Here is a 25,747-nt window from a genome sequence, read left to right as displayed (position 1 = left end):
ACATGACGCTGGCGGAGACAGGCATACATCTTTTTCGCCAGCATCATTCGGTGACATCAATATATGAGTTTCTTTCATGTTTAATGAAATATACTCAGTTGCTGATAAAGCCCACAGGTGACATGCTCCCTTTCAGCCATACAGACATCCATAAGTCTTAATGTAACCCTGAGAAACTATTTCAATATTGGTGCCTGGCGTGAGCAGGCAGGAGTGAACAGAAATGCAGAGAGATTCAGCCCGCTATCGTGCCGAAGTGGTCGGCAGCTTCCTTCGCCCGGCAGCCATTAAGCAGGCCCGTGAACAGTTTCAGCGGGGTGAAATTGACACGCTGACGCTGCGGCGTATTGAAGATGAAGCTATCCGCGATGTGGTGGCGCAACAGCGAGCCTGCGGACTGCAAGTGGTTACTGACGGTGAGTTCCGCCGGGCATGGTGGCACTTTGATTTCTTTGAGGGCCTGCAAGGGGTGCAGGCGTATGAAGCAGAGCAGGGGATTCAGTTCAATGGTGTCCAGACCAAAGCGCGCGGGGTAAAAGTCACCGGCAAGCTTGGCTTTGGCGATCATCCCATGCTGGCAGATTTCCGCTATCTGCAAAGCATCAGCGGTGACGCCATCGCTAAAATGACCATTCCCAGCCCAAGCGTGCTGCATTTTCGTGGTGGACGTAAGACGATTGACGCCACGGTTTATCCTGATATGGAAACCTACTTCGACGACCTGGCGCTGACCTGGCGCAAGGCGATCCACGCTTTTTACGATGCCGGTTGTCGCTATCTGCAACTGGATGATACCGTCTGGGCTTATCTCTGTTCTGAAGATCAACAGCGACAGATCCGGGATCGCGGCGACTGCCCACAGGCGCTGGCCGCGACTTATGCCCGGGTGCTGAATAAAGCGATTGAGGGCAAACCGGACGATCTGACTATTGGCCTGCATGTGTGTCGCGGCAATTTCCGCTCAACCTGGATAGCGGAAGGGGGATACGAGCCGGTGGCCGAAATCCTGTTTGGCGGCGTGAATATCGATGCGTTTTTCCTCGAATATGATAACGAGCGTTCTGGTGGCTTCGAGCCGTTACGCTTTATTAAACCGGGTAAGCAACAGGTGGTGCTGGGGCTGATTACCACCAAAGTGGGGGAGCTGGAGGATCGGGACAGCGTCAAAAAACGGATTGCGGAAGCAGCAAAATATGTCCACCCCGAACAGATTTGCCTCAGCCCACAGTGTGGGTTTGCCTCAACGGAAGAAGGTAACAGCCTCAGCGAGCAACAGCAGTGGGCGAAGCTACGGCTGGTGACGGAGCTGGCTAACGAGATCTGGTGACCAGAATGCTGCCTGAAAGCGCGCGGACGCGCGCTTTTTGCGCATACAGCAACGTGTTTTTGCACATATCTTTCCTGAAGTGCGCAAAAAAAATACATATCTTCTGATGGCTACGGCGATTAAACCAAAGTGATAAACTGGCTGTAGTGTTTTTTGCGCTATATTGTGCTGCATTACCGATCCTGTCTTGTCTTTCTCCGCTATTAACGGTTTACTTAGCGCCGTTTTTTCGTTTCCCCCTGAAAAAAGATCGTAATCAGCGCAAATCCGCTGATATACGGCATCTGACCAGAAGATTGCTCTCTGCCACCGGCCGGGCGTCAACGTTTCGTGCAGACAAGGGGACAATGCTGATATGACGATTTCACCAACACCCGTAACAGGCTAATTCTCGGCTTATGACTAATCGTTTAACCTTCAAAGATATCATCGCACTGGGCTTTATGACATTTGCCCTGTTTGTCGGTGCCGGTAACATTATCTTCCCGCCAATGGTGGGTATTCAGTCTGGTGAGCACGTCTGGGTTGCCGCACTGGGCTTTCTGATTACTGCCGTAGGACTGCCGGTGATCACCGTTATTGCGCTGGCCCGCGTGGGCGGTGGTATTGATGCACTCAGTTCTCCTGTTGGCAAGGTGGCGGGAATGGTGCTGGCGACGGTCTGCTATCTCGCCGTTGGACCGTTATTTGCCACGCCGCGTACCGCCACCGTGTCGTTCGAAGTTGGCATTGCGCCTCTCACCGGTGAGAGTCCGCTGCCTCTGTTTATCTACAGTCTGGTCTACTTTGTGCTGGTGATAGGCATCTCTCTTTATCCTGGCAAACTGCTGGATACCGTCGGCCACTTTCTTGCACCACTGAAGATTGTGGCGCTGGCGGTGTTGGGAACTGCCGCACTGATGTGGCCTGCTGGCGAGATTGCCCCGGCGACCGGGGCGTATCAACATGCCGCGTTTACCAGCGGTTTTGTTAATGGCTATCTGACCATGGATACGCTGGGCGCGCTGGTGTTTGGCATTGTGATTGTCAACACGGCACGTTCCCGTGGCGTTAGCGAGTCGGCTTTACTTACCCGCTACACCATTATTGCCGGCCTGATTGCCGGTATTGGTCTGACGCTGGTCTACCTGACGTTGTTTAAACTGGGTTCGCAAAGCGCCTCAATCGCCGCGCAGAGCGCCAACGGGGCGACGATCCTGCACGCTTATGTACAGCAGACCTTTGGCAGTATGGGCAGCCTTTTCCTTGCCGTGCTCATCTTCGTCGCCTGTATCGTCACGGCAGTGGGACTGACCTGTGCCTGTGCTGAGTTTTTTGAACAGTATCTGCCGCTCAGCTATCGCCAGCTGGTGTTTATTCTGGGCCTGTTTTCAATGCTGGTTTCTAATCTGGGTTTGAGCCATCTGATCCAGTTTTCTGTTCCGGTGCTGACTGCGATTTATCCGCCGTGCATCGTGCTGGTTTTGTTGAGCTTTACCCTGGGCTGGTGGAAAAAAAGCAGCCGCATTGTTGCGCCAACCATGCTGGTCAGCCTGCTCGCTGGCATTATAGATGCGGTTAAAACCACGCACTTTGCGGCGTTTCTGCCTGATTTTACCGCGCATTTACCGCTGGCGGATCAGGGGCTGGCATGGGTACCGCCATCGCTGGCAATGTTGGTGCTGGTGGCGATTTATGACCGCGCGATGGGTCAGCCGCAGGTTGGCGTCCCACAGCAATAAATAATGTGATAGCGTTTCCGGCAGGAAAAACAGAGATTATGAAGACGGAAAAATGACTGAAAATAAACTCAAAAAAGGACTGAGTACCCGTCATATTCGCTTTATGGCGTTGGGATCGGCTATTGGTACCGGGCTGTTTTACGGCTCGGCTGATGCAATGAAAATGGCCGGACCCAGCGTGATCCTTGCCTACATCATCGGTGGTGCCATTGCTTATATTATTATGCGGGCGCTGGGTGAAATGTCGGTTAATAACCCTCAGGCCAGTTCCTTCTCGCGCTATGCTCAGGATTACCTTGGTCCGCTGGCCGGTTATATCACCGGCTGGACATACTGCTTTGAAATTCTGATTGTCGCGATTGCCGATGTCACCGCATTTGGCATCTATATGGGCGTCTGGTTCCCGGATGTGCCGCACTGGATATGGGTGCTGAGCGTGGTGTTGATCATTGGCGCGATCAATATGGCTACCGTGAAAGTGTTTGGTGAAGTGGAGTTCTGGCTGTCGCTGTTTAAAGTTGCCACCATTATTATCATGATTATCGCGGGGATCGGCATTATTGTCTGGGGGATCGGTAACGGAGGGCAGCCGACCGGCATCAGTAACCTGTGGCGCAATGGCGGTTTCTTCGCGCACGGTGTGATGGGGATGGTGCTGTCGTTGCAGATAGTGATGTTTGCCTATGGCGGTATCGAAATTATTGGTATCACCGCCGGTGAGGCGAAAGATCCGGCGGTTTCCATTCCGCGTGCCATCAACACCGTTCCTCTGCGTATTCTGGTGTTCTACGTGGGCACCCTGTTCGTTATTATGTCGATCTACCCGTGGGATCAGGTGGGCACTCAGGGCAGTCCCTTTGTGCTGACCTTCCAGCATATGGGCATTGCCGCCGCCGCCGCGGTACTGAATTTTGTGGTGATCACCGCATCGCTGTCGGCCATTAACAGCGATGTGTTCGGCGTAGGGCGTATGCTGCACGGAATGGCAGAGCAGGGGCATGCGCCAAAAGTATTCGCGGCCGTTTCGCGGCGCGGCGTTCCATGGGTAACCACGCTGGTGATGATGACCGCCATGCTGGTGGCGGTTTATCTCAACTACCTGATGCCGGGAAAAGTGTTCCTGGTGATTGCGTCACTGGCAACATTTGCCACGGTCTGGGTGTGGATTATGATCCTGTTCGCGCAGATTGGTTTCCGTCGCGGCCTCAGTCTCGAGCAGACAACATCCCTGAAATTTGCCATGCCGGGCGGAACCTTCACCGCGATCGTTGGCATTTTGTTTCTGTTCTTTATTATCGGCCTGATTGGCTGGTTCCCGGATACCCGTGTGTCACTTTATGTGGGCGCCGGCTGGCTGGTGTTGCTGACTGCCAGCTGGGCGTTTGTACGTAAGAAAGCCGGTGCCTGACCGCACAATAAAAAAGCCGGAATAATCCGGCTTTTTTATTGTGCTTATTTTTATCAGAAACGATAACCGACACCGATGTTAAAGCCATTAATAGCGAAGTTTCCGCCAGGAAATTTTGTGCGGGTTCCTTCATAGCCAATATCAATGGCGATATTATCGACAGGATTAATTTGTACTCCGGCACCATACATGAAAGAGGTATCGTTTCCTTTGTAACTTTCTCTGAGGAAGGCGACATAATTACGCTTCCAGACATAATTTTCGTCAGCTTTGGTATGGTTTATTCCCACCAGACCGTAAACGCTGAGGTAGTCATTAAATCGCCAGGCCGGACCCGCTGAAAGTGAATAAACTTTGGTTTTTGCATGAATATCAATATCATCGCTTCCTGAACCGGAATCACCGTAATGGCTACTGTTACCGTTTAAATAGCTCATTGATCCAATAACGCTAAGTGGTGAATCCCACTCATAGCGATATTTTAAGTTGACCCCTTTTAATTGAGTATTAAGAGCCTGAAGTTTACTCTGTGCGTAGCCAAGTGAAACCGTATGGTTATCAGCTAAAGCCAGTGGGGAAAATGCTGCCGAGGAAAGTAAAAAAGCGCTGATAAAAATATTTTTCATTATATCATCCTTAATTTTAATGACCATTTGTGTAGTCATGGTAAATTTATTGTTACTTTTAAAATAAAAATTACAGCGAAAAAGCAGGTGTTATTCTAAAGATATTAATAATATTTTGAATGTATTAACCCGAAAGAAGTGATATGTGTCACGCAATAATACTTTTGCCACTTTTAGCCTTAATGAGGGATATTTTTTATTTGTCAGTTTTTTTCTTTTTTGATTTTTTATTTAAAAATATGAGCGGGTTGTTAATGCATTGCGGAATTATCATTGTCGGCCTGTTTCTGGTTGCTCTGCACGTTGATATCGGTGCCGGTGGCCTTAATGGTCAGGTTGTTGCTGGCGGTCAGGGTGCTGCCCTCGCATTGGGTGCGGGTGGCGGTCTGGCTGGATGTGGATGACTGGCTGCCCCAGGAGAGGTTGGCACCAACCACGCTGCTCAGATGCAACTACGCGAGGTAGCGAATTATGGCTGCGCAACATCATAAGTCAGAACAGGTTTCAACCAAAGCCCTACGTTATACCGTGGGTTATATCCGCGATTCGAGGAAGTTTCAGCTGTCGCCGTCGATTACGCTTAAGGGCCACTGGATGGGGATTTGGGGTTTGGGCACAGGAAGAAGGTTGAGGTGCTGTGTGAGCGGGGCGCAAGACATAATGCATATTATACGAAGACGGCCCGCACGCTGAGGGCGGGCCGGGCTTCGTGACCACACGGGACGGCTGCGTATAATGCCACATTATGTTGAATGGCCGGGCAGCGGGCACATCGCTATTATATTGTGCGATGTCGCACCGCTGCCCGGCCATTTACCCCGCGTGGCACTGAACGCGATGAAGGCAGATCGCGGCATGGACGCCGCGCTCTGCCGTGCACGAACAACTCAACTCACAGGGAACCGGCTAACTCAGCGGCCATTTCGACTGCTCCGCTGCTCCGTCCGGCTCCGCGAACAGACTGATAATATCCCGCGAGCCGTGCAGCAGCCTTTCTATACGCACTTCTGCATCAAGCACTCTGAACACGATGAGATAACGCCCGTAAGCGCAACTTCTGACGCTCTGACCCAGCTCCGGCCTCTCTCTGTAGATAACGGGTGACTCTGCTATCAGCAGGCACTGTTGGTACAGCTCTTCAGTGAAGCTCACCGCCCGTACCGGATTATCCTGCGCGATATAGTCACCTATGGCTTCCATATCCTGCTCTGCCAGTGGTGATATACCCAGTTTCATTACGCTTTACCACCTTCGGCCATACGCCGGTATTTACGCGACAGACGACCGAACACCTCTTCAGCGTTCCGGCTTTCTCCACTGTTTATACCTGCACTGACCGCCTTTTGCAGCGTTTCAAGTTTCATCTGCTGTTCCCGTTCTTCCAGTGCCCGCAGTCCGGCACGGATAACCTCACTGGTGTTGTTATAGCGTCCGCTTTCGATCTGCTCACGGATGAACGCTTCGAAGTAGGGGCTGAGTGCCACGCTGGTTGGCATGATGTTTCTCCTGCTGGATTACTATCAGTTAATAACTGTTAGTATTTCAGGCTTGCTCTTTATTATCAACTTCAGACCTGTCCCGCTGTTCTGCCGGGTGCGTTGCCGTATGGATCTCCTTCAACGCCCGGATGCTGACCCGCGTGTAGATTTGGGTGGTTTCCAGCCTGCTGTGGCCCAGCATTGCCTGTATCCAGCGCGTGTCCGCGCCGTTCTCCAGCATCAGCGTTGCCATCGTGTGCCGGAACAGGTGACAGCTCCCGCTTTCTCTCACCCCGGACTGCCTGACATAGCGGCCAATGTGGTGCGTCAGCCCGCCCGGACTGAACCCCTCGCCATCATTCGCCAGGAACAACGCATCACTGCGTTTTCCCCGGCACAGCGCATCACGGCCTTCTGCAAGGTAGCGGGCCACCCAGCCCAGCGCCCGCGCACCCACCGGTACGATGCGCTCCTTACGGCCTTTACCCTGGCGGATGGTCACGGTGCCGCGCTCCTGGCTGACGCTCCAGATATCCAGCCCGCAGATTTCCATCCGGCGCATACCGGTACTGTAGAGCAGCTCCAGCAGCGCCCGGTCCCGCAGTCCCGCCGCCGTGCTTACATCTGCCACCGCCATCACACGCTCCGCCTCTTCTGCACTGAGCACGTCCTTTGGCAGCTTATACGGCTCCTTCGGCAACAGCAGGTCAGCCGCCGGATTGCTCAGCAGCAGCCCCTGCCGCATCTGCCAGCGGAACCAGCCCTGCACTGAGCCAAGTCGGCTCCGCTGGCTGCGTACCGATAACGGGGCACCATTGGCCTTGCGGTACAGGAACAGCGTGCGCTGATATTGCTCCAGTACCGGGCGTGTCACCTCTGCGGGCTGTCGCAACCCGCGCTCGACACACCAGTGGATAAAATCTGTTAAGCACTCCAGCCGTGTCTGTAAGGTCCGCGCTGAAGTATGCCGGGCTTCTTCCAGTCGCTGATACTGCATCAGTCGCGGCCAGAACGCCCGTTTATCAAGGACGTCTCCGACTGGTTCCGGCGCCTGCCGCCGCTTGTCACGTTTACCCATGCGTGGTTCCTCCCTGTGGTGTTAACGAAGGTAAAGGTGGTTGCTCCTCTTTTCTTTTGCCCCTGATTACTGCGTTTTCATCAGTCCCGACCGCTTCAGCCGCCAGGCCTTCTGCTGTCTGGCCTGAAGCGGCTTTTTCACTGCCCGGCTGGGCACCGACCGCATCCCAACCGGGGGCCGACTGCTGGCCCGTTTCCTCCGACCGGTCAGATTCAGACCCCGACCGGGACGTATCGCCTTTGTCAGTGGTCGCCAGTGTTTCCGCGCCGTCCACCTCCAGCAGCCCGCACAGGTGCGCCTCTTCGCCGTCGCCGCCGTCCCATAACAGCGCATATTCATACGTCAGGCCGCGCCGGTGCAGCAGCAGGTATTCCATCTCCAGCAGCCGCGCCAGATGGACCTTTAACTGCGTGTCGCCCCAGTGAAGCCGCTCCCGCACGTCTCGCCGGGTGAAGCGCACCTCTGACGGCTGGCAGTTCTGCGACGCGGCCAGCCCGGCGACCATCTCCCGCAGCAGGATTAACAGTTTCCGCGTCTGCGGCGGCATCTCGTCCAGCGTTCTCCCCAGCACCTCATGCGCCAGCCGGTTGGCCAGCCGGATATCGGACGGCTGCACCTCGATATATTCGATAACAGACCCCCGGTGTTCAGCCCGCTTCACCTCCCGCTGGTACTGGTGCAGCAGCGCCACCGACTGGATAAGGGTGAGATATTTCATATGGTCGCGCCGGGTGCGGGTTTTGTCCGACAGGAAGGTCAGCCGCTCCGCATACGGATTGACTACCCTCAGCGGGCGTAACAGCCGCTGCGCGTTCTGATGCAGCCGGGTCAGATACTGCTTCTCACTCTGCGCCAGCAGCCCGGCCAGCGTCTGGCTCTTACGTTGCAGCGCATGTATCGCCTCGGTCTGTTCCCGCGACTCGTTCACCGTCAGCACCAGGCAGCGGTTCAGCAGCTCTTCATCAACATCGCTGGCCGTGGTGGTCAGCATCAGCATTACCGGCCCCTGAACCTTATATTCCCGCGTCACCAGTTCGCCGGACTGCTCGTCCTTGCCGGTTGAGGCTATCTTCAGCTCACCGTCCGACTGCAACAGCTTCAGCGCGTAGGCCGCCTGACGCACACCTTCTTCCTCCGCTATCGCCAGGATTTTATGCTGAAGCGAGGTCTCGCCCAGGTAGTAGAGGCTCTGCCCGGTCATCGCGCTGTACTGTATCCGCTCCTCTTCCGGTATCAGCGACAGCACCGCATCCATCAGCGAGCTTTTCCCGGCAACACTGGAAGACTGGATTAACACCGCCAGCGGTTTATCCAGCCTGCGCGAGGTGGCCGCCAGATAGCCGGTCAACAGGTTGGCCGACTCGCCGACCACGCCACAGGCGGCCAGGTCCGCCACGATGCGTTCTGCCAGGTCCGGGGATTTCAGCAGTGCCAGGGCCGCCGCTTCGTCGTCACCGGAGACCGTCACCGTGCCGGTTGCCTGCTCCGCCTCCGCTGAGCGGCGCTGTTCGTCCTGCTGCTGCTCCAGACATAACAGCAGGCGGCCACACTCGCGCTTTATCACGCTCAGCTCACAGGCCAGCTCGTTAGCCGCACCGCTCACGAACGCCTGCCGCTGCTTCGCGTGATACATGTCGAAGCTGTCCACGTGGAACGCGCCAGTACTCTCGTCCAGCACCTGCACGTTAACCTTCATCACTTCTGACAGCGTGTTCTTCTGCCAGCCACGCACCCGCTACACGCGCGGGCCGGAGCGTAACAGCAGCTCACCGGCGGGCGTGGTTTCGCAGGCGATAAGGGAGGTTGCAGCGGGCTGAGAAGCCGCCTGTGGGGCCGGTCGGGCGGTCGCTCCTGCGCATCCCTGCGCCCGCGACATTGGGACATCCTGTCCGGCAGCTAAGGAAGGGATAATTTCATTGCTGCCGGTCACGGTTTCGGATGTAACAGCAGGGTCGCTTTGCAGCCGGGCGTCTGCGCTGCCGGATGTGGCCGCTGCCATTCTGATCGCCTGCTCCAGCGCCAGGCCCAGCGCACTTTCCGCATTGCCGCTTTTCACCGCGTAAGTATTCGCATCCAGTCCGGCCGGGAAGCGTACCCGCCAGGCGTCGATCCCCGCGCCGCTCAACGCTTCAGCCACCGTTTCCGCACCCCGATCCCCGGCCTCGTCCCGATCAAAGGCGATCATCACCTTTTTGACTCCGTGATACTGCAACGCCGCCAGTTGGTCGGGCGTGAAGCCGTTCACCCCGTAAGCGCTGATCACGTTGCGGAACCCGGCACACCAGAAGGTCATGGCGTCGATCAGTGCTTCACACAGGATCACTTCAGAAGAGGCTTTCAGCGCTCCTTCATTCCAGATCCCGGCCAACGGTGAGGGTAAGTAAAGATGCTTTGCCGAGCCTTTTAATATCATGTGATCGGCCATCGTGCGCCGCCCGTAGAGCTGCAACACCCGGCCACGTTGTGCCGGATTGTAACTCTCTGACCAGCCCGTCACCGGCACCATCAGGCAGCCACGGAAGTGATCCTGACGGTTGGATTCACGGATCACGCCCAGCTGTTTTAAGCGTGTGCGTAACGCCTTGCCCTCTTTGCAGTAAGGCGAGGGCAGCGCTCCGGCCACACCATGCGCCCCGGCGAACCCCAGCTTAAAGTGGCTGACCAGTTCGGGATGATTAAGCCCGCGCTTCTCCAGCCAGGCCAGCGCATCGGGGCTGTTCAGCAGGTTCTGGTGATACCAGTTCACCACCTGATGCAGCAGCGCCTGGCCGTCATCATCCAGATCGGTAAGCGTCTGGCGGGCAGGCGGTTAAGGTGGTGGTTGAACACGGGCAGTTGATCATCCGGCTGGCTGAGGAGTGATTGGTGGGTAAAGAGATCCCGGCCCAGGTTTGGCCGGGATATTTAAGATCATCAGGAATGCTTAGATGGTGGTGCTGGTTTCTCTTTCGACATAAGACACTGTCCTATACCAATAATAATTCCACATCCGACTGATATTTCAGTTCCTCTGATTAGATTATTCCTATCAAAATCAAAATCTCCAACCAAAAAATATGAGGCTAAGGATATAAGTAATTGACCGCCTACAAGAATAATGAAAAGGCCAACTACCCAATAAATAGTTATTAATAACAGCAACTTAAATCTATTACTTGACATCATTGTCCCTTCTCTAATTTCTGTTTAACCTTTTCGGCCAGGTTCTGTGCGGAGCTTCCAAGATATTCAGAACCAGCAGATTCAGCCACAGCTCCTGTGAGTTTAGGGATATTAAACTGAGGAACTGTAGTTTGTAATCGCTCCACACCTTTTCCTATCGTAGCGCCTCCAAGAGTTCCCAAGCCTGCACCGATCATCGGAGCTGTAGAATCTTTCCCCTGTAATTTAGCTCCCGCATAAGCACCCGTAACACTCGCAACTTCAGTGAACCAGAACCCTTTACCTTGTGTTAAGGCACTGACTCCAGTCGCGATAAGCGCATCGGTGGCACTGAAAGGGTCGCTGCTGTTCAGCTGGTTAAAGACATTTGCGGAACCACCAATTGCACCTGCCCCGATGACACTTCCCGCTGTTGCTGTAGCTGGCAACAGAACAGGTGCCACAACCGTGGTCGCACCTGCACCCCACGCTGTTAATAAGCCGGTTGCCGGGTTCTGGTTGGCAGGCAAATCGCCTTTCGCATTCTTACTCAGCGCCGCGCTGATTTCTTCCGCTGTCGCTCCGGCCTCGATCATAGAGGTCCCCAGAGAGGCTGCCGCCTGGTCGTAACTGCCCAGACCGCCAAGATTGTTGTTATTGGAAGAATTCTTCCCGGCCAGCGCGCCCGCCACAGCATCCGCCGTGCTGCCTCCGGTCACGCCGCCCGCAAGGCCTGCCGCCAGTGTTGCCAGTGCGCTGACAGTCTGTTTCTGAGCCTCGCTGAGTTGATCGCGCGGGATCCCCGGATACATCTGCTGCGCGATAAACTCGCCCATCACCGCGCCGGAGGCGCCTGCTAATGCGCTGTTTCCTGCCGCGTAAGACGTTACCGCACCCACCACCGCATGGGCCATCAGATTGGCTTCGCTATTTTGCGTCCGTGCCATTTTGTGGATTTGCTCTGCCAGGTACGGCGCTGGAGGTGAGGGTTTTACCGGGCTGTCTGATACTGGCCGCGCAGGAGCCGCAGCCGGAACCACCCCCTGAACCGGAAGTTGTCACCACCCTGAAGCGGGTCTGTAAGAAGCTGTCTGACCGTAAACAGCGGGAGATAGCGGCGTTTATTGACCTGGTTGCCACGCCGCAGAAGCGGCCACGCAAGATCCCGGAGGGAACGGTGGAGTGGCGGTCGATTTGAGGTAACAGGCTGGTTATAAAGTAAAAATCCCGGCTCAGTGGCCGGGATATTTCAGCAGTGGTACAGATTAACGAACATCGAATATCCAGAAGACCAGACCGGTAGGAATACCCAGCAGGCTGATTTTTAGGATCGTAACGATCTCTGCTTTTCCAAAAGGGAAAGGTTTATTAAAATCCCAAACAAGCCATCCTTTTAAAAGATATGAAAAAATCCCTAAAAAAATTAATGCTATACACATTAGGAAGCACATAAAAAACAATGCCGATATCGGTTTTTTGGGGCTATTTAGTTTCATTTTTATCCCCAGATATAGTTTTCTGTAAAACATCACCGGTTAATCCTGAAACAAAAGTATCTCCTAAATTACCCATGATTGATGGTACAGAGGTTTGTGGTGCTGGTCTGGTTATTGTCCAAACCCCTGTTGGAACCCATTCATATTGCTTTGATACTGGATTAAGAACCTTATCCATTGGTACTTTGATAACGTTACCTACTGCATAACCAGCAGAAGCACCCGCCTTGCTCACTAATGCCGCCATGAACGGATCGTCACCACTAATTTCAGCCTGATAATAACCACCTGCCGCATTCCAGGTCACCGTTGGGTTATAACCCTTACCGGCTGTGACAGCACTGATAACTCCCATCCCAATTACATCCGACAGTTTTACTTCGCCTGTTGTGCCATATTGAATACCTGCACCCAATCCGGTACTAACACCCACAGCAATAAGCTGTTCTTTGGTATTATTCACCGCATTGGTAATGATTGCTTTTCCACTCATTATTGCCACCGGCCAGGAGGTTGGATCGCTTATTACCGATAATACCCGGTCACCTGTGGTTATATTATCCTCCAGGAATTTCAGATCAGTTCCATTGAGATAATTAACCAGTGCTGCCGCACTTGGATCTTTCAGTTTTTCATCCAGCCGGATTTGTGACGGGTGGGCATCATTCGCTACATTCGTGGCTCCTTGTATCAGTTCCTGCCAGGTTACACAGGCAACCCCGCCACCGGTACAGGCTTCAACCAGTTCTTTGCTATTCTTGTTGCTGATTTCAATGTATTTCTCAGCAACTTTACCGCAGTCACCGCCTGATGCCTTACAGTCCTGCATCTCTTTATCAAGCTGCCGGGCTTCTTTCGAGCTTAAATAGTTGGATTCAACTGTTGTTTTACCCGCCTGCGCGCCAGCCACCACATCCGCCGCGCTGTCTCCGGCCAGACCACCTGCCAGGCCCGCCGCCAGCGTGGCCAGCGCACTGACCGTCTGCTTCTCGGTTTCACTCAGTTCGCTGACCGGTTTACCGTAGGCATTTACGGCGATCATCCCGGTCAGCTCTGCCGTGGCCGCGCCTGTCGCACCAACCAACGCACTGTTACCCTTTGCCGCTGCCAGTGCTGCATTGACCGCCGCATGGGCCAGTACCTTCCCTGTATCATCAAAGCCGCTGTTGCCGATAACGCTGGCAATATAAGGTGCTGAACCTCCGGCTATCGCTTTTGCCAGGTCACCGCCCGCCAGCCCCTGCACCGCAGCGGTAGCCGCCTGGATAGCCTGCTGAACCTTGCCGCCCGTCCCGAACCTGCTCTCTGTAAACGCCTGGTTGTAGAAGTTATTGTAAACCTGTTTGTTGACATCCTCGTCGCTGTACTGCTTCGTCGGGTCCTGCTTTTTCAGGTCAGCCAAGGCTTTGTCGCGGTCGCTCTGGGTGGCTCCGGACATTTTCTCATTGGCGGCTTTGGTCGCCACTATCTGACCCTGTGTCCTCGCGATATCCCCGACCTGAACACCTATCTCACCTATCAGCTGGTCGAGTAACAGACAAAAAACCCCAGCGGCTAAGGGCTGGGGTTCATGAGTTTATTTAATGTATTTTTTACTTTCATTTCTTTCCCTTACCTTGATTTTTATCCAGATCCCAATGCCTAGAATAAGGCCACCGACATATCCAGACTTAAAGAAAGAGGCAAATACATCACTCCAACTGAACGGGAAAAAGCCTTTTTTGAAATATATAATCGATGATGCAAGGAGTTCAGATACAACATCAGCAATTAAAAATAAAATCAGGCAACTCAATATCAGTTTGATTAGGCTAAAAAAATTATTTTTTAGCATTGGCATCATCCTTTTCATCGAGGTGGTCTTTTACAGCATTTCCTGTTTTCTCACTGATATAACCACCAAGAACCGCACCAGTTAAATCAGATATGGCGTCTTTTCCAAGTTTTGAGGCGGCCCCTTTTATTATTTCGCCTCCTATACCACCAACAACAGTACCAGCCGCCGCTCCAGCCACAGAGTTGACCGGATTCTCTCCTTTAATCCCGCTACTAACCGCAGCACCGCCCATATTGATAGGGGCTGAGGTTATGATCCCTTTACCCGTCGTGGCTGCTGCTGTCACGCCCGCCATAATCACATCCACATAACTGAACGGATCATTTCCGCTGAGCTGAACACCGGCATTAACCCCCACACCAATCGCCGCATTTAACGCCATTCCTTCTTTTATCGTGGTGCCTAATACGCTGCTGCCAAATATCAACGGCGCATCTCCAATACTGGCATTCGATTTATGATAGCCCCAGGTATTCATTATTTTCTGAGCGCTGGCCATCGCCTCCGAGTCGGGATTACGTTTTATATAATCCTGCCCGGACAGCAGACCTTTAACCAGTTCCTGCGACACGGCTGTACCGTATTCTTTTTCCATCTCCGCAGCATACACCCGCAGATAGCCCGCCAGCTCGGCGGCCACCGTTTCCGCACCCCGATCCCCGGCCTCATCGCGATCGAAGGCGATCATTACCCGCTTCACGCCGTGATACTGCAACGCCGCCAGATGTGACGCGGTGAAGCCGTTCACCCCGTAAGCCGCGATCACGTTACGATAACCGGCACACCAGAAGGTCATCGCGTCGATCAGCGCCTCGCACAGGATCACCTCAGAAGCAGCGACCAGCGCGGCTTCATTCCAGACGCCACACAGCGGCGACGGAAGGTAAAGGTGTCTGGCCGAGCCTTTTTTTATCTGATGATCCGGCATGGTGCGCCGCCCGTACACCTGCAACACCCGCCCGCGCGACGCCGGGTCATGACATTCAGCCCAGCCGGTAACCGGCACGGTAAGACAGCCCCGGAAGTGGTCCTGACGGTTGCTTTCGCGGATCACGCCCAGCGCCGTTAACCGGGAACGTAACGCTTTCCCCTCTTTTGAGTGCGGCGAGGGTAACGCGCCCGCCACGCCGTGCGCCCCGGCGAACCCCAGCCGGAAGTGACTGACCAGATCCGGATGGTTCAGCCCCCGTTTTTCCAGCCATGCCAGGGTTTCCGGGCTGTTCAGCAGATTGCGGTGATACCAGTCCGTCACCTGGTACAGCAGCGCCTGACCGTCATCATCCAGGTCGGTCAGGATCTGACGGGCAGGCGACGAAGAAGGGGATGGTGCAACGGAGACTGAAGCAGATCGTGAGGAAGCGGCAGGCATGGTGCCGGATGCAGGAGGCAGCGAAGAGGAAGATCCGGCCAGATCGCGCAGGCGAACCAGGGTCTGCGGGTAAGTCAGCCGTTCAGTGTGTTGCAGCCAGTCCAGCACCGACCCGCCCGCGTTGCAGCCGAAGCAGTGATACAGGTTTCTGGCCGGGCTGATCACGCAGGAAGGCGTTTTCTCCCGGTGGAACGGGCAGAGGGTCACGAAGTCCTTTCCCTGCTTACGCAGTTTGCGGCCCTGCGACTGCGCTACCTCAACCAGCGACACGTTGCGCTTCAGCTGTTCCAGCTCTGCCGGGGTCATGCGTCCGTTGCCCATTCCCTGCCTCCTGCAAAGACCTGTCAATAGGGTTTGTATAAAAATAACTCGACAACAATATACTACAGTTAGTAGTATGAACAACAGTAAGATGTAAAACAGGAGGTAGATTATGGTCATTCAGTCACGAACAATACTGGTAAAAAAGACGATGGCCGCTCCCGTTTCCACAGAAGAACAGATATTTATGGCCGCGCTGGGTAAGCGTATGACAGAACTCCGTAAGGCTTCCGGCATGACACAGGCACAGATGGCGCAGGCGCTTGATGTTTCCCAGCAGGCGGTGCAGTCCTGGGAAGCTGGCAGACGGCGGATACAGATATCCGCACTTCCTGCTGTGGCGAAGTTACTTTCGGTTTCTCTGGAAGGGTTGCTGGGAGAAGAAGCTGAGCGCACACCACGCAAGCGTGGTCCGGCTTCGCGACTGGAGCAGCAGATTGAGGTTATCGGCCAGTTACCGAAGGCCCGGCAGAAGATGGTTTCGGAGATGCTGGATGCTGTGATTGCACAGGCACAGCAGCAGGAGACGAGCTGTTAAACGAAAGGATTTTTAGCGCGGGATGAAGGTGCTACCAACACCGACAGCCCGCTGACCACAACCAACTAAGCAGGAGTTGATCATGGCTGAACACGATACTAAGCCAGAAGCGAGTATTTCCAAAGGATTACGGCAGCTGAAGGTGGGATATACCAGCATCCGTCACGCGGATCGTAATGATATGACCACCTGTTACAGCCGCTGTCCCAGCATTAACCTCAGGGGTAACTGGCTGCAAGAGGCAGGGTTTGAGACGGACACGCCGGTTGATGTGCGGGTGATGAAGGACTGTCTGGTGATCACCACGAAGCCGAAGTCGCCGCAGATCCCGTTAACCCGCGAGATGCTGAACCGTACCGAAGCCCTGCCCGACAAGGCCCGGCAGGAGCTTTGTACGCTGGTCAGTGCATTGTTGATACGGGAAGGGCTGGGGAAGGTTGCGCCGGGTGAGTGACCGGCGCGGCAGGTAAGTGGAATGGTGGCCGATTTGAGGTAACCGACTGGTTATAAAGTAAAATCCCAGCCGCAGGGCTGGGATTTGTCAGCTTACTGGTCTGTTTTTTTACTGTGCTTGTGCTCTTGTAGCCGGGCTTTTATCCAGAGACCTACTCCAAGAGTTAAGCCGATAACAAAGCCTTTTTTTAGCGAGAGCAGCATAGTTTCTTTCCAGTCAAATAAGAAAGAACCAACTTTAAAATATACAAAAGCTGTAGCCAGCAATCGCCCTAAAAAAACAAGGATAAAAAAGATAAAGACGTTACACCCAATAAGTACAAATAATTGGGTAATTTTATTTCTTTTCATCTTTTTCACCTGCCTGATCAAGCAACTCTTTTGTTCCGTTACCGAATACTTCACTTATAATGGAACCACCAACAGCGCCTGTTAAATCTGCTGTAGTATCTTTAACTATGCCTGCCGCTTTATCAGTAATTACCTTGCCGCCAATGCTACCAGCTGCACTACCGAAGCCAGCGCCAATGACTGAGTTGGTAGGATCTTCTCCTTTAATTCCGCTTCCGATTGCAGCGCCACCCATATTGATGCCAGCTGAAGGAAGAATGCCTTTTCCTGTTGTAGCAGCCGCTGTTACCCCGGCCATAATCGCATCCACATAACTGAACGGATCATTTCCTGACAACTGAGATACCGTATTAACTCCCACGCCGATTGCCGCATTAAGCGCCATCCCTTCTTTTATCGTGGTGCCCAACACACTGCTCCCAAATATCAGCGCAGAGTCCCCGATACTGGCATTCGATTTATGATAGCCCCAGGTATTTAATATTTGCTGAGCGCTGGCCATCGCCTCTGAGTCAGGATTACGTTTGATATAATCCTGCCCGGACAGCAGTCCTTTAACCAGTTCCTGCGACACGGCTGCACCATATTCCTTTTCCATCTCAGACGCATACACCCGCAGATAACCCGCCAGCTCGGCCTGTTCGGTGCTGCTCATTTGCGACGGGTCGCGGGTGAATTTATCCACCAGGGCATCACTGCGTTTGTCGGCGTTTTCCAGCTTAATCAGCTCATTCGCCGCGGCGAGGGATTTGTCACCCTGTCTGATTTTCTCAACGGCTTTGTCGAGTTTGTCGGAGGAGGTAGCCCCAAGGAGATTATTGGTCACGGTCGTCTTCCCGGCCTGTGCAGCGGCCACGGTATCCGCCGTACTGTCACCAGTCAGGCCGCCCGCCAGGCCCGCCGCCAGCGTTGCCAGTGCGCTGACCGTCTGCTTCTCGGTTTCGCTCAGCTCGCCAGCGCTTTTGCCATAGACCTCCAGCGCGATCATCCCGGCCATTTCTGCCGTGGCCGCACCGGCCGCACCGACCAGGGCACTGTTGCCCTGGGCTGCTGCCAGTGCCGCGTTAACCGCAGCATGGGCCAGAACCTTACCGGCATCATCCAGTCCGCTGCTGCCGATAATGCCGGCGATATACGGCGCTGCCGCGCCGCTGATAGCCTGACCGATATTGCCACCGGCCAGCCCCTGTATCGCCGCCGTGGCCGCCTGGAGTCCCTGCTGGAGTGCGCTTCCCGTACCGTAAGGGGCCATTGCCGTGTTGTACGCCTGCTCCGCTATCTGGTCGGCGGTCGGGTTCAGATTACCTTTGCCTGCCAGCGCCTCTTTAGCTGCGGCCAGCGACTGTGGGTCTTTCTTCGCCTTCTCACCGGCTATCTGGCCCTCCGTCCGCGCAATATCCATTGCCTTGCCGCCAATCTCCGCTATCAGCTGCGCGGCCTTCAGCCGCTGCTGCTCTTTCTCCTTATCAAAGATGACCGCGAGGCCCGGATTCGCACCCTCAACGTCGCGGCTCAGCTCTGCAACATCATGTTGCTGCTTCTCCCGGTCGCGGACGGTGATTGTGCCGTCGCTCACGGCAGACCGGGTGGTGGAAGCGGCGCTGTCACTGCCGCTGACGCCGGCCAGCACGTTGCTCATCAGGTTGCTTTCAAACTGAGCGCCCACGCTACCGCCCGTGCTGATGCCCACGCTCTGGTGCTCAACCTCGTATTCTGCACGGTTGTGGATATCGCTAAAACCGATTGTGCCTGTGTCGAGTTTATTCTTCTCTGCCGTTGCCGTCGAGCCGATAACCGCGCCGCTGAGCTGGGTATGTTCACCCACCGAGACAGCAAAGCCACCCTTACCAGCGAAGATACCCGTTTGCTCCTGCACACTCTCGTAAGTACTGTGCATTTTGTCCCGGCTCAGGTTGACTGAACCGCTGCCGCCGCTCATGCTCACACTGCCGCCCGCGCTGACATTCTGCTGCTTCGAGTCGTAGTTATCGCTGTCCTGCTGGCTGGAGAGGGTGAGATTGCGACCCACGTCAAGCCGGACCGTCTCGCCGCCGACCTGCGCACCGGTCAGCGTGGTGTCGCGGCCGCTGCTGAGGGTCAGATGGTTACCGGCGTTAACGGTGGTCTCAACATGACTGTTGCCGTTGCCGGTTTCAGCGCCTTTGCCTTTATTGGCACTGGCGTTTAGCGACAGGCCATTCGCCCCCTGACCGAAGTTAATGCCCACGCCAACGGAGCTGCCGTGGCTCTCATTTTTCCCGTCCAGAGTGTGGCTGTCTTCGGACGACACCAGATTCACGTCCCGTGCGGCACTCAGGCTGGCATCGTTACCGGCCTGAATCTGGCTGCCCTGCACATTGATATCGGTGCCGGTGGCGTTAATGGTCAGGTTGTTGCCGGCGGTGAGGGTGCTGCCCTCGTGTTGTGTGCGGGTGGCGGTCTGGCTGGATGTGGATGACTGGCTGCCCCAGGAGAGGTTGACCCCCGCCATGCTGCCTTCGCTGCCGCCTGCTTCGGCCAGCTGCGCGCCCTGGTAAGCCTGAACGCCGGTCAGCGCGGCTTTTATGCCCTTCAGCGCGGCCAGCCGGTCATTGCTTTCGTTGCCTGCCTCGTTAGCGGTTGTCACGGCTGCGTTAATGCTGCTGCCCACCGTGCCGGAAAGGGCGAGGGTGATGCCACTCTGCTTCTGCTCCACGGTATGGGTCTGGCTGCTGTGGTTCTCTGCCGCCAGGATGTTTACCTCGCTGCCGGTAAGGCTCAGGTCACGGCCGGCGAGCAGGTCAGCGCCTTTAACCGTCAGGCTGTTACCGGCGCTCAGGCTCAGGTTACCCTGTGCGCTGCCGACGGTGCTGCCCAGGCTGCTGTGGGTCGCCCCTTCATCGGTGATTTTCAGCGCGCTGCTGCCCAGGGTCACGCCAATGCCGCCGGTGCCGGACAGCCCACTTTTCGTCTCCCGGCGGCGGTGATTTTCAAGGAGGGTTTCCTCCGCCGTGCCGATGGTCAGGTTATTGCCGGCCGCCAGCGCCACGTTGTTGGTGCCTGCCACGTTGCCTGCGGTGAGATTAAGGTCGTGGCCTGCCTGCATCATCACGCTGTCGCCATCGAAATGACTGCTTATTGCATAGTGGGACTGCACCTCATCGTGGGTGGTCACCGATTTTTTCGACAGCAGTCCGCTGCTGCTCTGATGACTGTTCTCTGTCAGATGGTATGAGGCGTCACCGCTGAGGATATTAATGTCATTGCCTGCGGTCACGGTCAACGCGTCGGCGGCACTGACCGTGACCGCTCTGGCATTCAGGTCGTGGCCTGCCGACAGCAATATGTCGCCATTAGCGGTGATCTGTGTGCCAGTTTCGCTGCGTTGCGTCAGGGTGCGATCGTTACCTTTCCCCCAGCGGGCGCTTTCGCTGTGGGTGGTGGTGACGGTATTCAGGTTCAGATCGTTTCCGGCGATGATGCGGGTCTGGCCGCCTTCACCGGCGTTGCTGAGCTGTGTGGCGGTGAGGCTGATGTTATTTATCGCCCGCAGATCCAGGGTGCCGTTGTCGTTCTGCACGTAGATCCCCGCCGGGCGATCGAGGGTGAGGCTGGCCGGACTGCCGCTCAGGGTGCTGGTGCTGTTGATATCCCGGCCAGCCATCGCCAGCAGGCTGCTGTTGCCCAGCAGCGTTCCACCGATATTATTGATATCGGTACGCGCCCGGATATCGACGGTGTCGCCAGCGATAAAACCGCTGTTGTTCAGGTTATCTGCCGTCAGCTGCGTCACCTCGCGGCCGCTGATATGTCCGCTGTTGGTCAGATCCTGACTGACGCTGAGCGCAACGCTGTTGCCCGCCAGCAGTGCGCCGCTGCCGTCCGGAGCGTCGGCTTTGACACGGGCATAAAGCTGGGGTACCAGTACCTCCTGCGTGGTGCCATCGGGCAGGGTGACGGTTTGTTTTACCAGCCAGATCATGTCGCTGGTCAACAACGCCATCTGTTCAGCGGAGAGTGCCACGCCAAGGGTCAGGTTGTAATCTTTGCCGAAGGCGACCCCGGACTGCATCAGCGCCAGGAACTGCGCTTCATCACTGTCGTAGCCGCTGAGATAACGGTTGCCGGTGAGCGCCACCACCTGCTGGCGAATCAGTTGCTGTTCGTAAAAGCCATCGCCCAGACGTTTCAGCACGTTGTTCGGGTCCTGGGTGAACCGATCCTGCATATAATCGCTGCCCAGCCACTGCTTTTTGTCGGTAAAGCGGGGATCGGTTTCAATCAGGAACGTCGCGTCGCTGGCGGGATGCACCAGGTAAAGGCTACTGTCCGGCAGTCGGGTATCGGGGACGATCATCTTTATGACGGTATCGCCATCATTGTCCGGCAGAACGAGCTGAACCAGCTGCCCTGATGGCGGTGTCACCGGCGTTTGCCCGGTATCTGCGGTGACAGTACCGGCAGCGATGATAATGGCTTCTGTTCCTGAAACCCGGCGATCGGTAATCGTGGTTTCGCCGCCGCTGAGGGGGGCATTTTCCTGCCATACCAGAGTTTGCAGGTCCACCGTCTGAATAACGTCCGCCGGGGTGTATTTGCTGCTGTCCTTACCCTGCGACGTCGTGGTGCCACCGCCGTTGTTGCTGGATTTTTTGGCATACCAGCGAACCTGGGTGCCGATGTCGGCGATCACCCGTTTACCCAGCGTGGCGATATTATTCAGCTCGCCAATGATGCCGCCAAGCAGGCCACCGGCGACGATACGGCTGTCGTGGTTGTTTAGCCGGTGACTGTTGATGGTCAGATTTTCGCCTGCCATGATTTGCCCCGGATCGCTCTCTGTGACCTGCGTTTCGGTGATGGTGCGTTGGTACCTGTATTCGTAGAACGTGTTGTCGCGCGTGCCGTCCGGCATGATCGCATCCCGAACGCCGTATTTGTTTTTATAGCTGAAATCGATGTCGTCCCAGTTAAAGCGGGTGGTGTGGCCTTTCAGTACCGCCTCGTGATGATAAGACTGCTCAACCACCACCTCTTCAGTGACAAGGTGGTCATTAATGTTGTTAATCTCGCCGATATTGAGCGTCATATTCCCGCCGGACTCCAGCGTGGCGCTGTGGTTGTTGAAAACCGATGCGCTGTCACTGGCCTGCCAGCTGGCGTCAAGTGTCCCGCCAATGGCAATATCGCCGGTGCTGTAAAGCAGCCCGTGACCGATGTTATTGATAACCCCGGCGCCGATATCCAGGCGTTGGCGGGCCGCAATGGTTGCGGCAGTGCCGTTCTCCGCAAGGTTGTTCAGGGTGGTGGTTTGCAGCGCGACACGATCGCCATAAATGCGCCCTGTGCCCGTGTTGGTCAGTACCGATGAGGAAATGTGCGTCAGGCCGCCATCAATCAGGCCCCGGTTGGTCAGGCTGCCGGTGATCCACAGGTGATTTTCTCCGGCGCTGATGTCCGCCTGGTGCTGATTATCCAGCGCCGTGGCATACAGGTTAAGTTCGCCCCCGGCGCTAATCCGTGCCTGATTTACCAGCTCGCCGGCGGTGGTGAAATGCATATCGCCATTGGCGATAACGTCGCCCTGATTGAAAAAAGTCTGTTGCAGCGCCAGCCGCATGGCATCCTGCGACAGCACCCGGCCATCACCACTCAGCGAATACGCGCTCAGGTTCAGCGCACTTCCGCCAATCAGCGTGCCTGCGGTGTTGGTGAACGTCAGTGCGTTACCGCCGTGGACATCCAGCCTGGCCGCTGATGAGATCAGGCCGCCGCTGTTATTCAGGGTGCTGCTGCTGATACTGAGCGGGTCGTTGGCCCTGATTGCCCCGCCTGCGTTGTCGACCGATGCACTGGTGAGGGTAACCGACTGGCCCTCAATGCCGCGATTATCGCTCAGGGTATCGCGATTGTTCAGCAGAGCGGCGGTGAGCGACAGGCTTTCACCTCCCCGGATCAGCCCGGCGGTGTTATCCAGCGTGGCGCCGCCTGTGTCGATGCGCGCGTCTCCCACTATCTGTATCTGCCCACCGACGTTTAACAGCGTTCCGCTGTCCAGCTGCGCCTCGCCGGATACGCTGAGGGTGCCGCCGCTATTATCCAGCAACTGCTGCTGGGTGCTGAGATACAGTGTGCCAGCGCTGATTACCCGTCCTGACGAATTGAGCAGTACGCCGGTCAGTAGCCGCAACGTCTGGCCCGCGCTGAACAGGCCACCGGAGTTGGTCAGCGTATTGCCCTGGGTATTGAGGCTGAGGTGGGTTGCCGCCTGAACAAGGCCGGACCGGTTGTCCACTGCGCCAGTGGTGAGGCTCAGGCCCGCGTCGCCTGCCAGCGTGCCCCGCTGGTTGGTGAGGTTCTGTAGGTTCAGTGAGGCCTCGCCGACGGCCGCAATAAAGCCGTCGGTATTATCAGCATTGCCACCTTCAATCGCCAGTGACCCTTTGCTGACAATACCGCCGTCACTGCCGCTGTCACGGTTATCAAGGCTGCCATGCGATACCGCCAGCGCCATATCCGCCCCGGACTGGAGCAGCCCTGCCGCGTTGTTCAGGCCATTCCCGTGCAGTGACAGATCTCCCGCGGCGGCCATCACCCCCTGCTGATTGTTAAGCCGTTGCTGGGTTTTGACCCGTAACGCGCCGCTCTGCGCGGCAATCAGTTTGCCCTGCTGATTATTCAGGCCTGCCGCGGTCAGCAGAATGTTGCCGTTAGCCGCAATCTGGCCTTGCTGATTATCCAGTATGCCGCCGATGGTGAGGGAGAGATCGCCGTTTCCGGTTTGCAAGGTGTTGCCACGACGGTGAGAAAGGGAATCCGCCGTTACCGACAGCTGTTCCGCCTGCACCACTGCGTCATCGAGAACCAGCGCTCCGGCGTTCAAATGCAGGCGACCTTTGCTCAACAGCAATCCGGCCATGCTGTCGATCGCTTTGCCGGAAATGTTCAGTTCACCATTGCCAGTGTGCAGCAATGAACCCTGCTGATGACTGAATACTGAGGTGTCCAGCGTCAGGTTCCGGCCGTTGCTGGCAATTTCTCCGCCGGTGTTATTCAGGCCATCGGCGAACGACAGCTGCAGATCGTCAGTGCCGGATTGTCGGATCTGGCCCTGCTGACTGGAGAGGGCGCGTGCGTTCAGCGTCAGTTTTTCTGCCTGGAGGATGCCGCCATCGTTGCCGATGGTATCGCGGGCTGAGACGGTCAGCTGCCGCGTGGCCACCACGGTGGCTTTTGTGGTGTTGACGCTGCCTGCGTCAGCCTGAAGCAGGATGCTGTTGCCAACGGTCTGGCTGCCGCTGAGATCCAGTGCGGTGCCGGTTACCGCCAGATCGCCTGCCGCAATGGCCTGACCGCGAATGCCCACCGCCTGCTGACTGGTGACGGTCAGATTACCGGCGGCACCCGGCGTGCCGTCACTGTTGATACCGGCACCCAGTGCGGCGGCTGAGCTGCTTACCACGGAGGCCGCGCTCAGTGAGGTATCGTTGCCTGCGGCAATCATACCGTTGTTACTCAACATCCCGGCGACGGTGATAGCGGTGTTGGCGGCAGCGTACAGCTTGCCGCTGTTGTCCAACTGGCCCTGAGAGTCCAGCCGCAGGTTTTCCGAGGCGGTGATGCTGCCGCTGTTGCCAAGGATGCCATTGGCGTCGATCGCTACGTCACCGGCGGCGGCATTGATGTTTCCGGCATTATGGACGCCCACGCCGTTTTCGGTGCCTCTGAGGCGGATTTTACCGGCGTACATGCCGCCAAGCTGCGAGACGTCGAGGGAGAACTGTGGCGTTGCGCCACCATTTTCTTCCAGCGCGGTGATCTGCTGGTGCAGCGCATCCACCTGGTTGCGTCCGGTGGTGATATTAAGATCTTTGGCATGAAGGGCGGCGTTAATTTTGACTGCACGGGCGATGATGTCGGTGTGTTCCTGACGCGAGCTGTCAAGGCCGCTGCCACTGATGATGATGTCGCCGTTGTCCACCCGATAGCCGGTGATGCTGCCATTCTGCATTTGTACCGCGCCGGTGGTCAGGGTAGCGCGACTGGCATTGATAAAGCCGCAGCCGTCGCAGGTTATCCCGGACGGGTTGGCGATAATCACCTGGGCTTTTTGCCCGGCGACCTCGATAAAACCGTTGAGTTTACTGGGATCGCGGGCGTTGACCTCGTTCAGAATTATTTTTGCCTGCCCCCCAGCCAGCCAGGGGTTTGCGGCAACCATGCCGACAGATTGGGTGCTGGTGTTGGTATTGGCGTTATTGAGGATCGCGCCTTTCTGGTCAATATCAAACTGGCTGTAGACGTTGCGGGATACGCCTCCGGCGGAGGGGGTTTGAATATTCACCAGGGGGGTGCCATTCGCCGACTGGATAATGGTGGGTTGCTGGTTACCGGGAGCGGAAAGGTCCGCGACAATCGACGCCCGGACCGTTTGTATCGCACCTGTTGCCAGCCACAGACTGAAGCTGATGGCGCTGATTTTGCCGACCAGGCGTGAAGGGCGTGGGCAGATAGCGCAGGAAGGCGAACCTGAACAGGCGCGGGTAATGTCGGCCACGACCATCAGCATGCCACGAACTTTGTTAAAAATAATACGGTATAACATCCTGTTCACTGCGTTGCTT

General features: G+C 56.0%; 18 protein-coding genes and 2 pseudogenes. 7 read left to right on the top strand and 13 right to left on the bottom strand.

All coding sequences use genetic code 11. The features are described from left to right. The first annotated feature begins 223 nt into the window (after window positions 1-223). The 3 genes from EB241_RS03220 to proY all read left to right on the top strand — a co-directional run bounded on the left by EB241_RS03220 (window position 224) and on the right by proY (window position 4,456). Window positions 224-1,327 (top strand): cobalamin-independent methionine synthase II family protein, encoded by a 1,104-nt coding sequence (locus EB241_RS03220; protein ID WP_124231777.1) that lies wholly within the window; start codon window positions 224-226, stop codon window positions 1,325-1,327. A 398-nt stretch (window positions 1,328-1,725) separates the two neighbouring features. After that, entirely contained in the window at window positions 1,726-3,048 is a 1,323-nt protein-coding gene (gene brnQ / locus EB241_RS03215) for a branched-chain amino acid transport system II carrier protein (RefSeq protein ID WP_124231776.1), read from the top strand. Between the two features lie 52 nt (window positions 3,049-3,100). Further along, a complete protein-coding gene (gene proY / locus EB241_RS03210) occupies window positions 3,101-4,456 on the top strand; it encodes a proline-specific permease ProY (RefSeq protein ID WP_124231775.1) in 1,356 nt (451 codons plus the stop codon). A 53-nt stretch (window positions 4,457-4,509) separates the two neighbouring features. On the opposite strand, the gene EB241_RS03205 is transcribed toward proY, so the two are convergent. Both EB241_RS03205 and EB241_RS03200 read right to left on the bottom strand, forming a co-directional pair. Next, entirely contained in the window at window positions 4,510-5,082 is a 573-nt protein-coding gene (locus tag EB241_RS03205) for an Ail/Lom family outer membrane beta-barrel protein (protein ID WP_124231774.1), read from the bottom strand. A 251-nt stretch (window positions 5,083-5,333) separates the two neighbouring features. Then, the gene (locus EB241_RS03200; RefSeq protein ID WP_233592528.1) at window positions 5,334-5,519 is read right to left on the bottom strand and encodes a hemagglutinin repeat-containing protein; all 186 of its coding nucleotides are present in this window, start codon (window positions 5,517-5,519) and stop codon (window positions 5,334-5,336) included. A 34-nt stretch (window positions 5,520-5,553) separates the two neighbouring features. Here EB241_RS03200 and EB241_RS21850 point away from each other — a divergent pair, with 34 nt between their 5' ends. Beyond that, window positions 5,554-5,775 (top strand): SymE family type I addiction module toxin, encoded by a 222-nt coding sequence (locus EB241_RS21850; RefSeq protein WP_324129213.1) that lies wholly within the window; start codon window positions 5,554-5,556, stop codon window positions 5,773-5,775. A 213-nt stretch (window positions 5,776-5,988) separates the two neighbouring features. Here EB241_RS21850 and EB241_RS03190 read toward each other — a convergent pair whose 3' ends face one another. The 5 genes and pseudogenes from EB241_RS03190 to EB241_RS03170 all read right to left on the bottom strand — a co-directional run. Next, complete coding sequence (locus EB241_RS03190) at window positions 5,989-6,318, bottom strand: type II toxin-antitoxin system RelE/ParE family toxin (protein ID WP_124231772.1); 330 nt, start codon at window positions 6,316-6,318, stop codon at window positions 5,989-5,991. After that, window positions 6,318-6,578, bottom strand: coding sequence for a type II toxin-antitoxin system ParD family antitoxin (locus EB241_RS03185; RefSeq protein WP_124231771.1), 261 nt, complete (start codon window positions 6,576-6,578; stop codon window positions 6,318-6,320). The genes EB241_RS03190 and EB241_RS03185 overlap by 1 nt, the downstream gene beginning before the upstream one ends. 46 nt (window positions 6,579-6,624) lie before the next feature. Next, window positions 6,625-7,638, bottom strand: coding sequence for a site-specific tyrosine recombinase XerC (gene xerC / locus EB241_RS03180; protein WP_124231770.1), 1,014 nt, complete (start codon window positions 7,636-7,638; stop codon window positions 6,625-6,627). After that, a pseudogene (locus EB241_RS03175) lies at window positions 7,631-10,447 on the bottom strand (toprim domain-containing protein); the annotation flags it as partial. The pseudogene EB241_RS03175 and the gene xerC, both read right to left, overlap by 8 nt. A gap of 352 nt (window positions 10,448-10,799) precedes the next feature. After that, window positions 10,800-11,756: pseudogene (locus EB241_RS03170) on the bottom strand (VENN motif pre-toxin domain-containing protein); the annotation flags it as partial. Between the two features lie 5 nt (window positions 11,757-11,761). Between EB241_RS03170 and EB241_RS03165 the strand changes: the two are divergent. Then, window positions 11,762-11,977: a SymE family type I addiction module toxin gene (locus EB241_RS03165; RefSeq protein ID WP_233592527.1), complete on the top strand. Its 216-nt coding sequence runs from the start codon at window positions 11,762-11,764 to the stop codon at window positions 11,975-11,977. Between the two features lie 67 nt (window positions 11,978-12,044). Here EB241_RS03165 and EB241_RS03160 read toward each other — a convergent pair whose 3' ends face one another. From EB241_RS03160 to EB241_RS21845, 4 genes are all read right to left on the bottom strand, one after another. Beyond that, window positions 12,045-12,275: a hypothetical protein gene (locus tag EB241_RS03160; RefSeq protein WP_124231767.1), complete on the bottom strand. Its 231-nt coding sequence runs from the start codon at window positions 12,273-12,275 to the stop codon at window positions 12,045-12,047. Further along, window positions 12,262-13,740: a VENN motif pre-toxin domain-containing protein gene (locus EB241_RS03155; RefSeq protein WP_407644249.1), complete on the bottom strand. Its 1,479-nt coding sequence runs from the start codon at window positions 13,738-13,740 to the stop codon at window positions 12,262-12,264. The genes EB241_RS03160 and EB241_RS03155 overlap by 14 nt, the downstream gene beginning before the upstream one ends. 111 nt (window positions 13,741-13,851) lie before the next feature. Next, the gene (locus tag EB241_RS03150; protein WP_124231766.1) at window positions 13,852-14,109 is read right to left on the bottom strand and encodes a hypothetical protein; all 258 of its coding nucleotides are present in this window, start codon (window positions 14,107-14,109) and stop codon (window positions 13,852-13,854) included. Then, window positions 14,096-15,802: a CHC2 zinc finger domain-containing protein gene (locus tag EB241_RS21845; RefSeq protein WP_199737298.1), complete on the bottom strand. Its 1,707-nt coding sequence runs from the start codon at window positions 15,800-15,802 to the stop codon at window positions 14,096-14,098. Before EB241_RS21845 ends, EB241_RS03150 begins: the two co-directional genes overlap by 14 nt. 112 nt (window positions 15,803-15,914) lie before the next feature. On the opposite strand from EB241_RS21845, the gene EB241_RS03140 reads away from it, so the two are divergent. Together EB241_RS03140 and EB241_RS03135 are read left to right on the top strand one after the other, a co-directional pair. Continuing rightward, window positions 15,915-16,340 carry a helix-turn-helix domain-containing protein gene (locus EB241_RS03140; RefSeq protein WP_233592526.1) on the top strand — a complete coding sequence of 142 codons (426 nt, stop codon included), beginning with the start codon at window positions 15,915-15,917 and terminating at the stop codon, window positions 16,338-16,340. Between the two features lie 82 nt (window positions 16,341-16,422). Beyond that, window positions 16,423-16,794 (top strand): SymE family type I addiction module toxin, encoded by a 372-nt coding sequence (locus tag EB241_RS03135; protein WP_124231765.1) that lies wholly within the window; start codon window positions 16,423-16,425, stop codon window positions 16,792-16,794. 92 nt (window positions 16,795-16,886) lie between these two features. On the opposite strand, the gene EB241_RS03130 is transcribed toward EB241_RS03135, so the two are convergent. Then, window positions 16,887-17,144 carry a hypothetical protein gene (locus EB241_RS03130; RefSeq protein WP_124231764.1) on the bottom strand — a complete coding sequence of 86 codons (258 nt, stop codon included), beginning with the start codon at window positions 17,142-17,144 and terminating at the stop codon, window positions 16,887-16,889. Beyond that, window positions 17,131-25,737 (bottom strand): hemagglutinin repeat-containing protein, encoded by an 8,607-nt coding sequence (locus tag EB241_RS03125; protein WP_407644248.1) that lies wholly within the window; start codon window positions 25,735-25,737, stop codon window positions 17,131-17,133. The genes EB241_RS03130 and EB241_RS03125 overlap by 14 nt, the downstream gene beginning before the upstream one ends. Window positions 25,738-25,747: the final 10 nt, after the last annotated feature.

The sequence above is a fragment of the Erwinia psidii genome (genome assembly GCF_003846135.1).
Lineage (GTDB): Bacteria > Pseudomonadota > Gammaproteobacteria > Enterobacterales > Enterobacteriaceae > Erwinia > Erwinia psidii.
This window is presented reverse-complemented; position numbering and strand designations above follow the sequence as displayed.

Bases quoted from the DNA above. Each gene is read 5' to 3' on its own strand.
- EB241_RS03140 (WP_233592526.1), top strand. From the start codon at position 15,915: ATGGTCATTCAGTCACGAACAATACTGGTAAAAAAGACGATGGCCGCT.
- EB241_RS03160 (WP_124231767.1), bottom strand. From the start codon at position 12,275: ATGAAACTAAATAGCCCCAAAAAACCGATATCGGCATTGTTTTTTATG.
- EB241_RS03130 (WP_124231764.1), bottom strand. From the start codon at position 17,144: ATGAAAAGAAATAAAATTACCCAATTATTTGTACTTATTGGGTGTAAC.
- xerC (WP_124231770.1), bottom strand. From the start codon at position 7,638: ATGGGTAAACGTGACAAGCGGCGGCAGGCGCCGGAACCAGTCGGAGAC.
- EB241_RS03185 (WP_124231771.1), bottom strand. From the start codon at position 6,578: ATGCCAACCAGCGTGGCACTCAGCCCCTACTTCGAAGCGTTCATCCGT.
- EB241_RS03150 (WP_124231766.1), bottom strand. From the start codon at position 14,109: ATGCTAAAAAATAATTTTTTTAGCCTAATCAAACTGATATTGAGTTGC.
- proY (WP_124231775.1), top strand. From the start codon at position 3,101: ATGACTGAAAATAAACTCAAAAAAGGACTGAGTACCCGTCATATTCGC.
- EB241_RS03205 (WP_124231774.1), bottom strand. From the start codon at position 5,082: ATGAAAAATATTTTTATCAGCGCTTTTTTACTTTCCTCGGCAGCATTT.
- brnQ (WP_124231776.1), top strand. From the start codon at position 1,726: ATGACTAATCGTTTAACCTTCAAAGATATCATCGCACTGGGCTTTATG.
- EB241_RS03220 (WP_124231777.1), top strand. From the start codon at position 224: ATGCAGAGAGATTCAGCCCGCTATCGTGCCGAAGTGGTCGGCAGCTTC.
- EB241_RS03190 (WP_124231772.1), bottom strand. From the start codon at position 6,318: ATGAAACTGGGTATATCACCACTGGCAGAGCAGGATATGGAAGCCATA.
- EB241_RS21850 (WP_324129213.1), top strand. From the start codon at position 5,554: ATGGCTGCGCAACATCATAAGTCAGAACAGGTTTCAACCAAAGCCCTA.
- EB241_RS21845 (WP_199737298.1), bottom strand. From the start codon at position 15,802: ATGGGCAACGGACGCATGACCCCGGCAGAGCTGGAACAGCTGAAGCGC.
- EB241_RS03135 (WP_124231765.1), top strand. From the start codon at position 16,423: ATGGCTGAACACGATACTAAGCCAGAAGCGAGTATTTCCAAAGGATTA.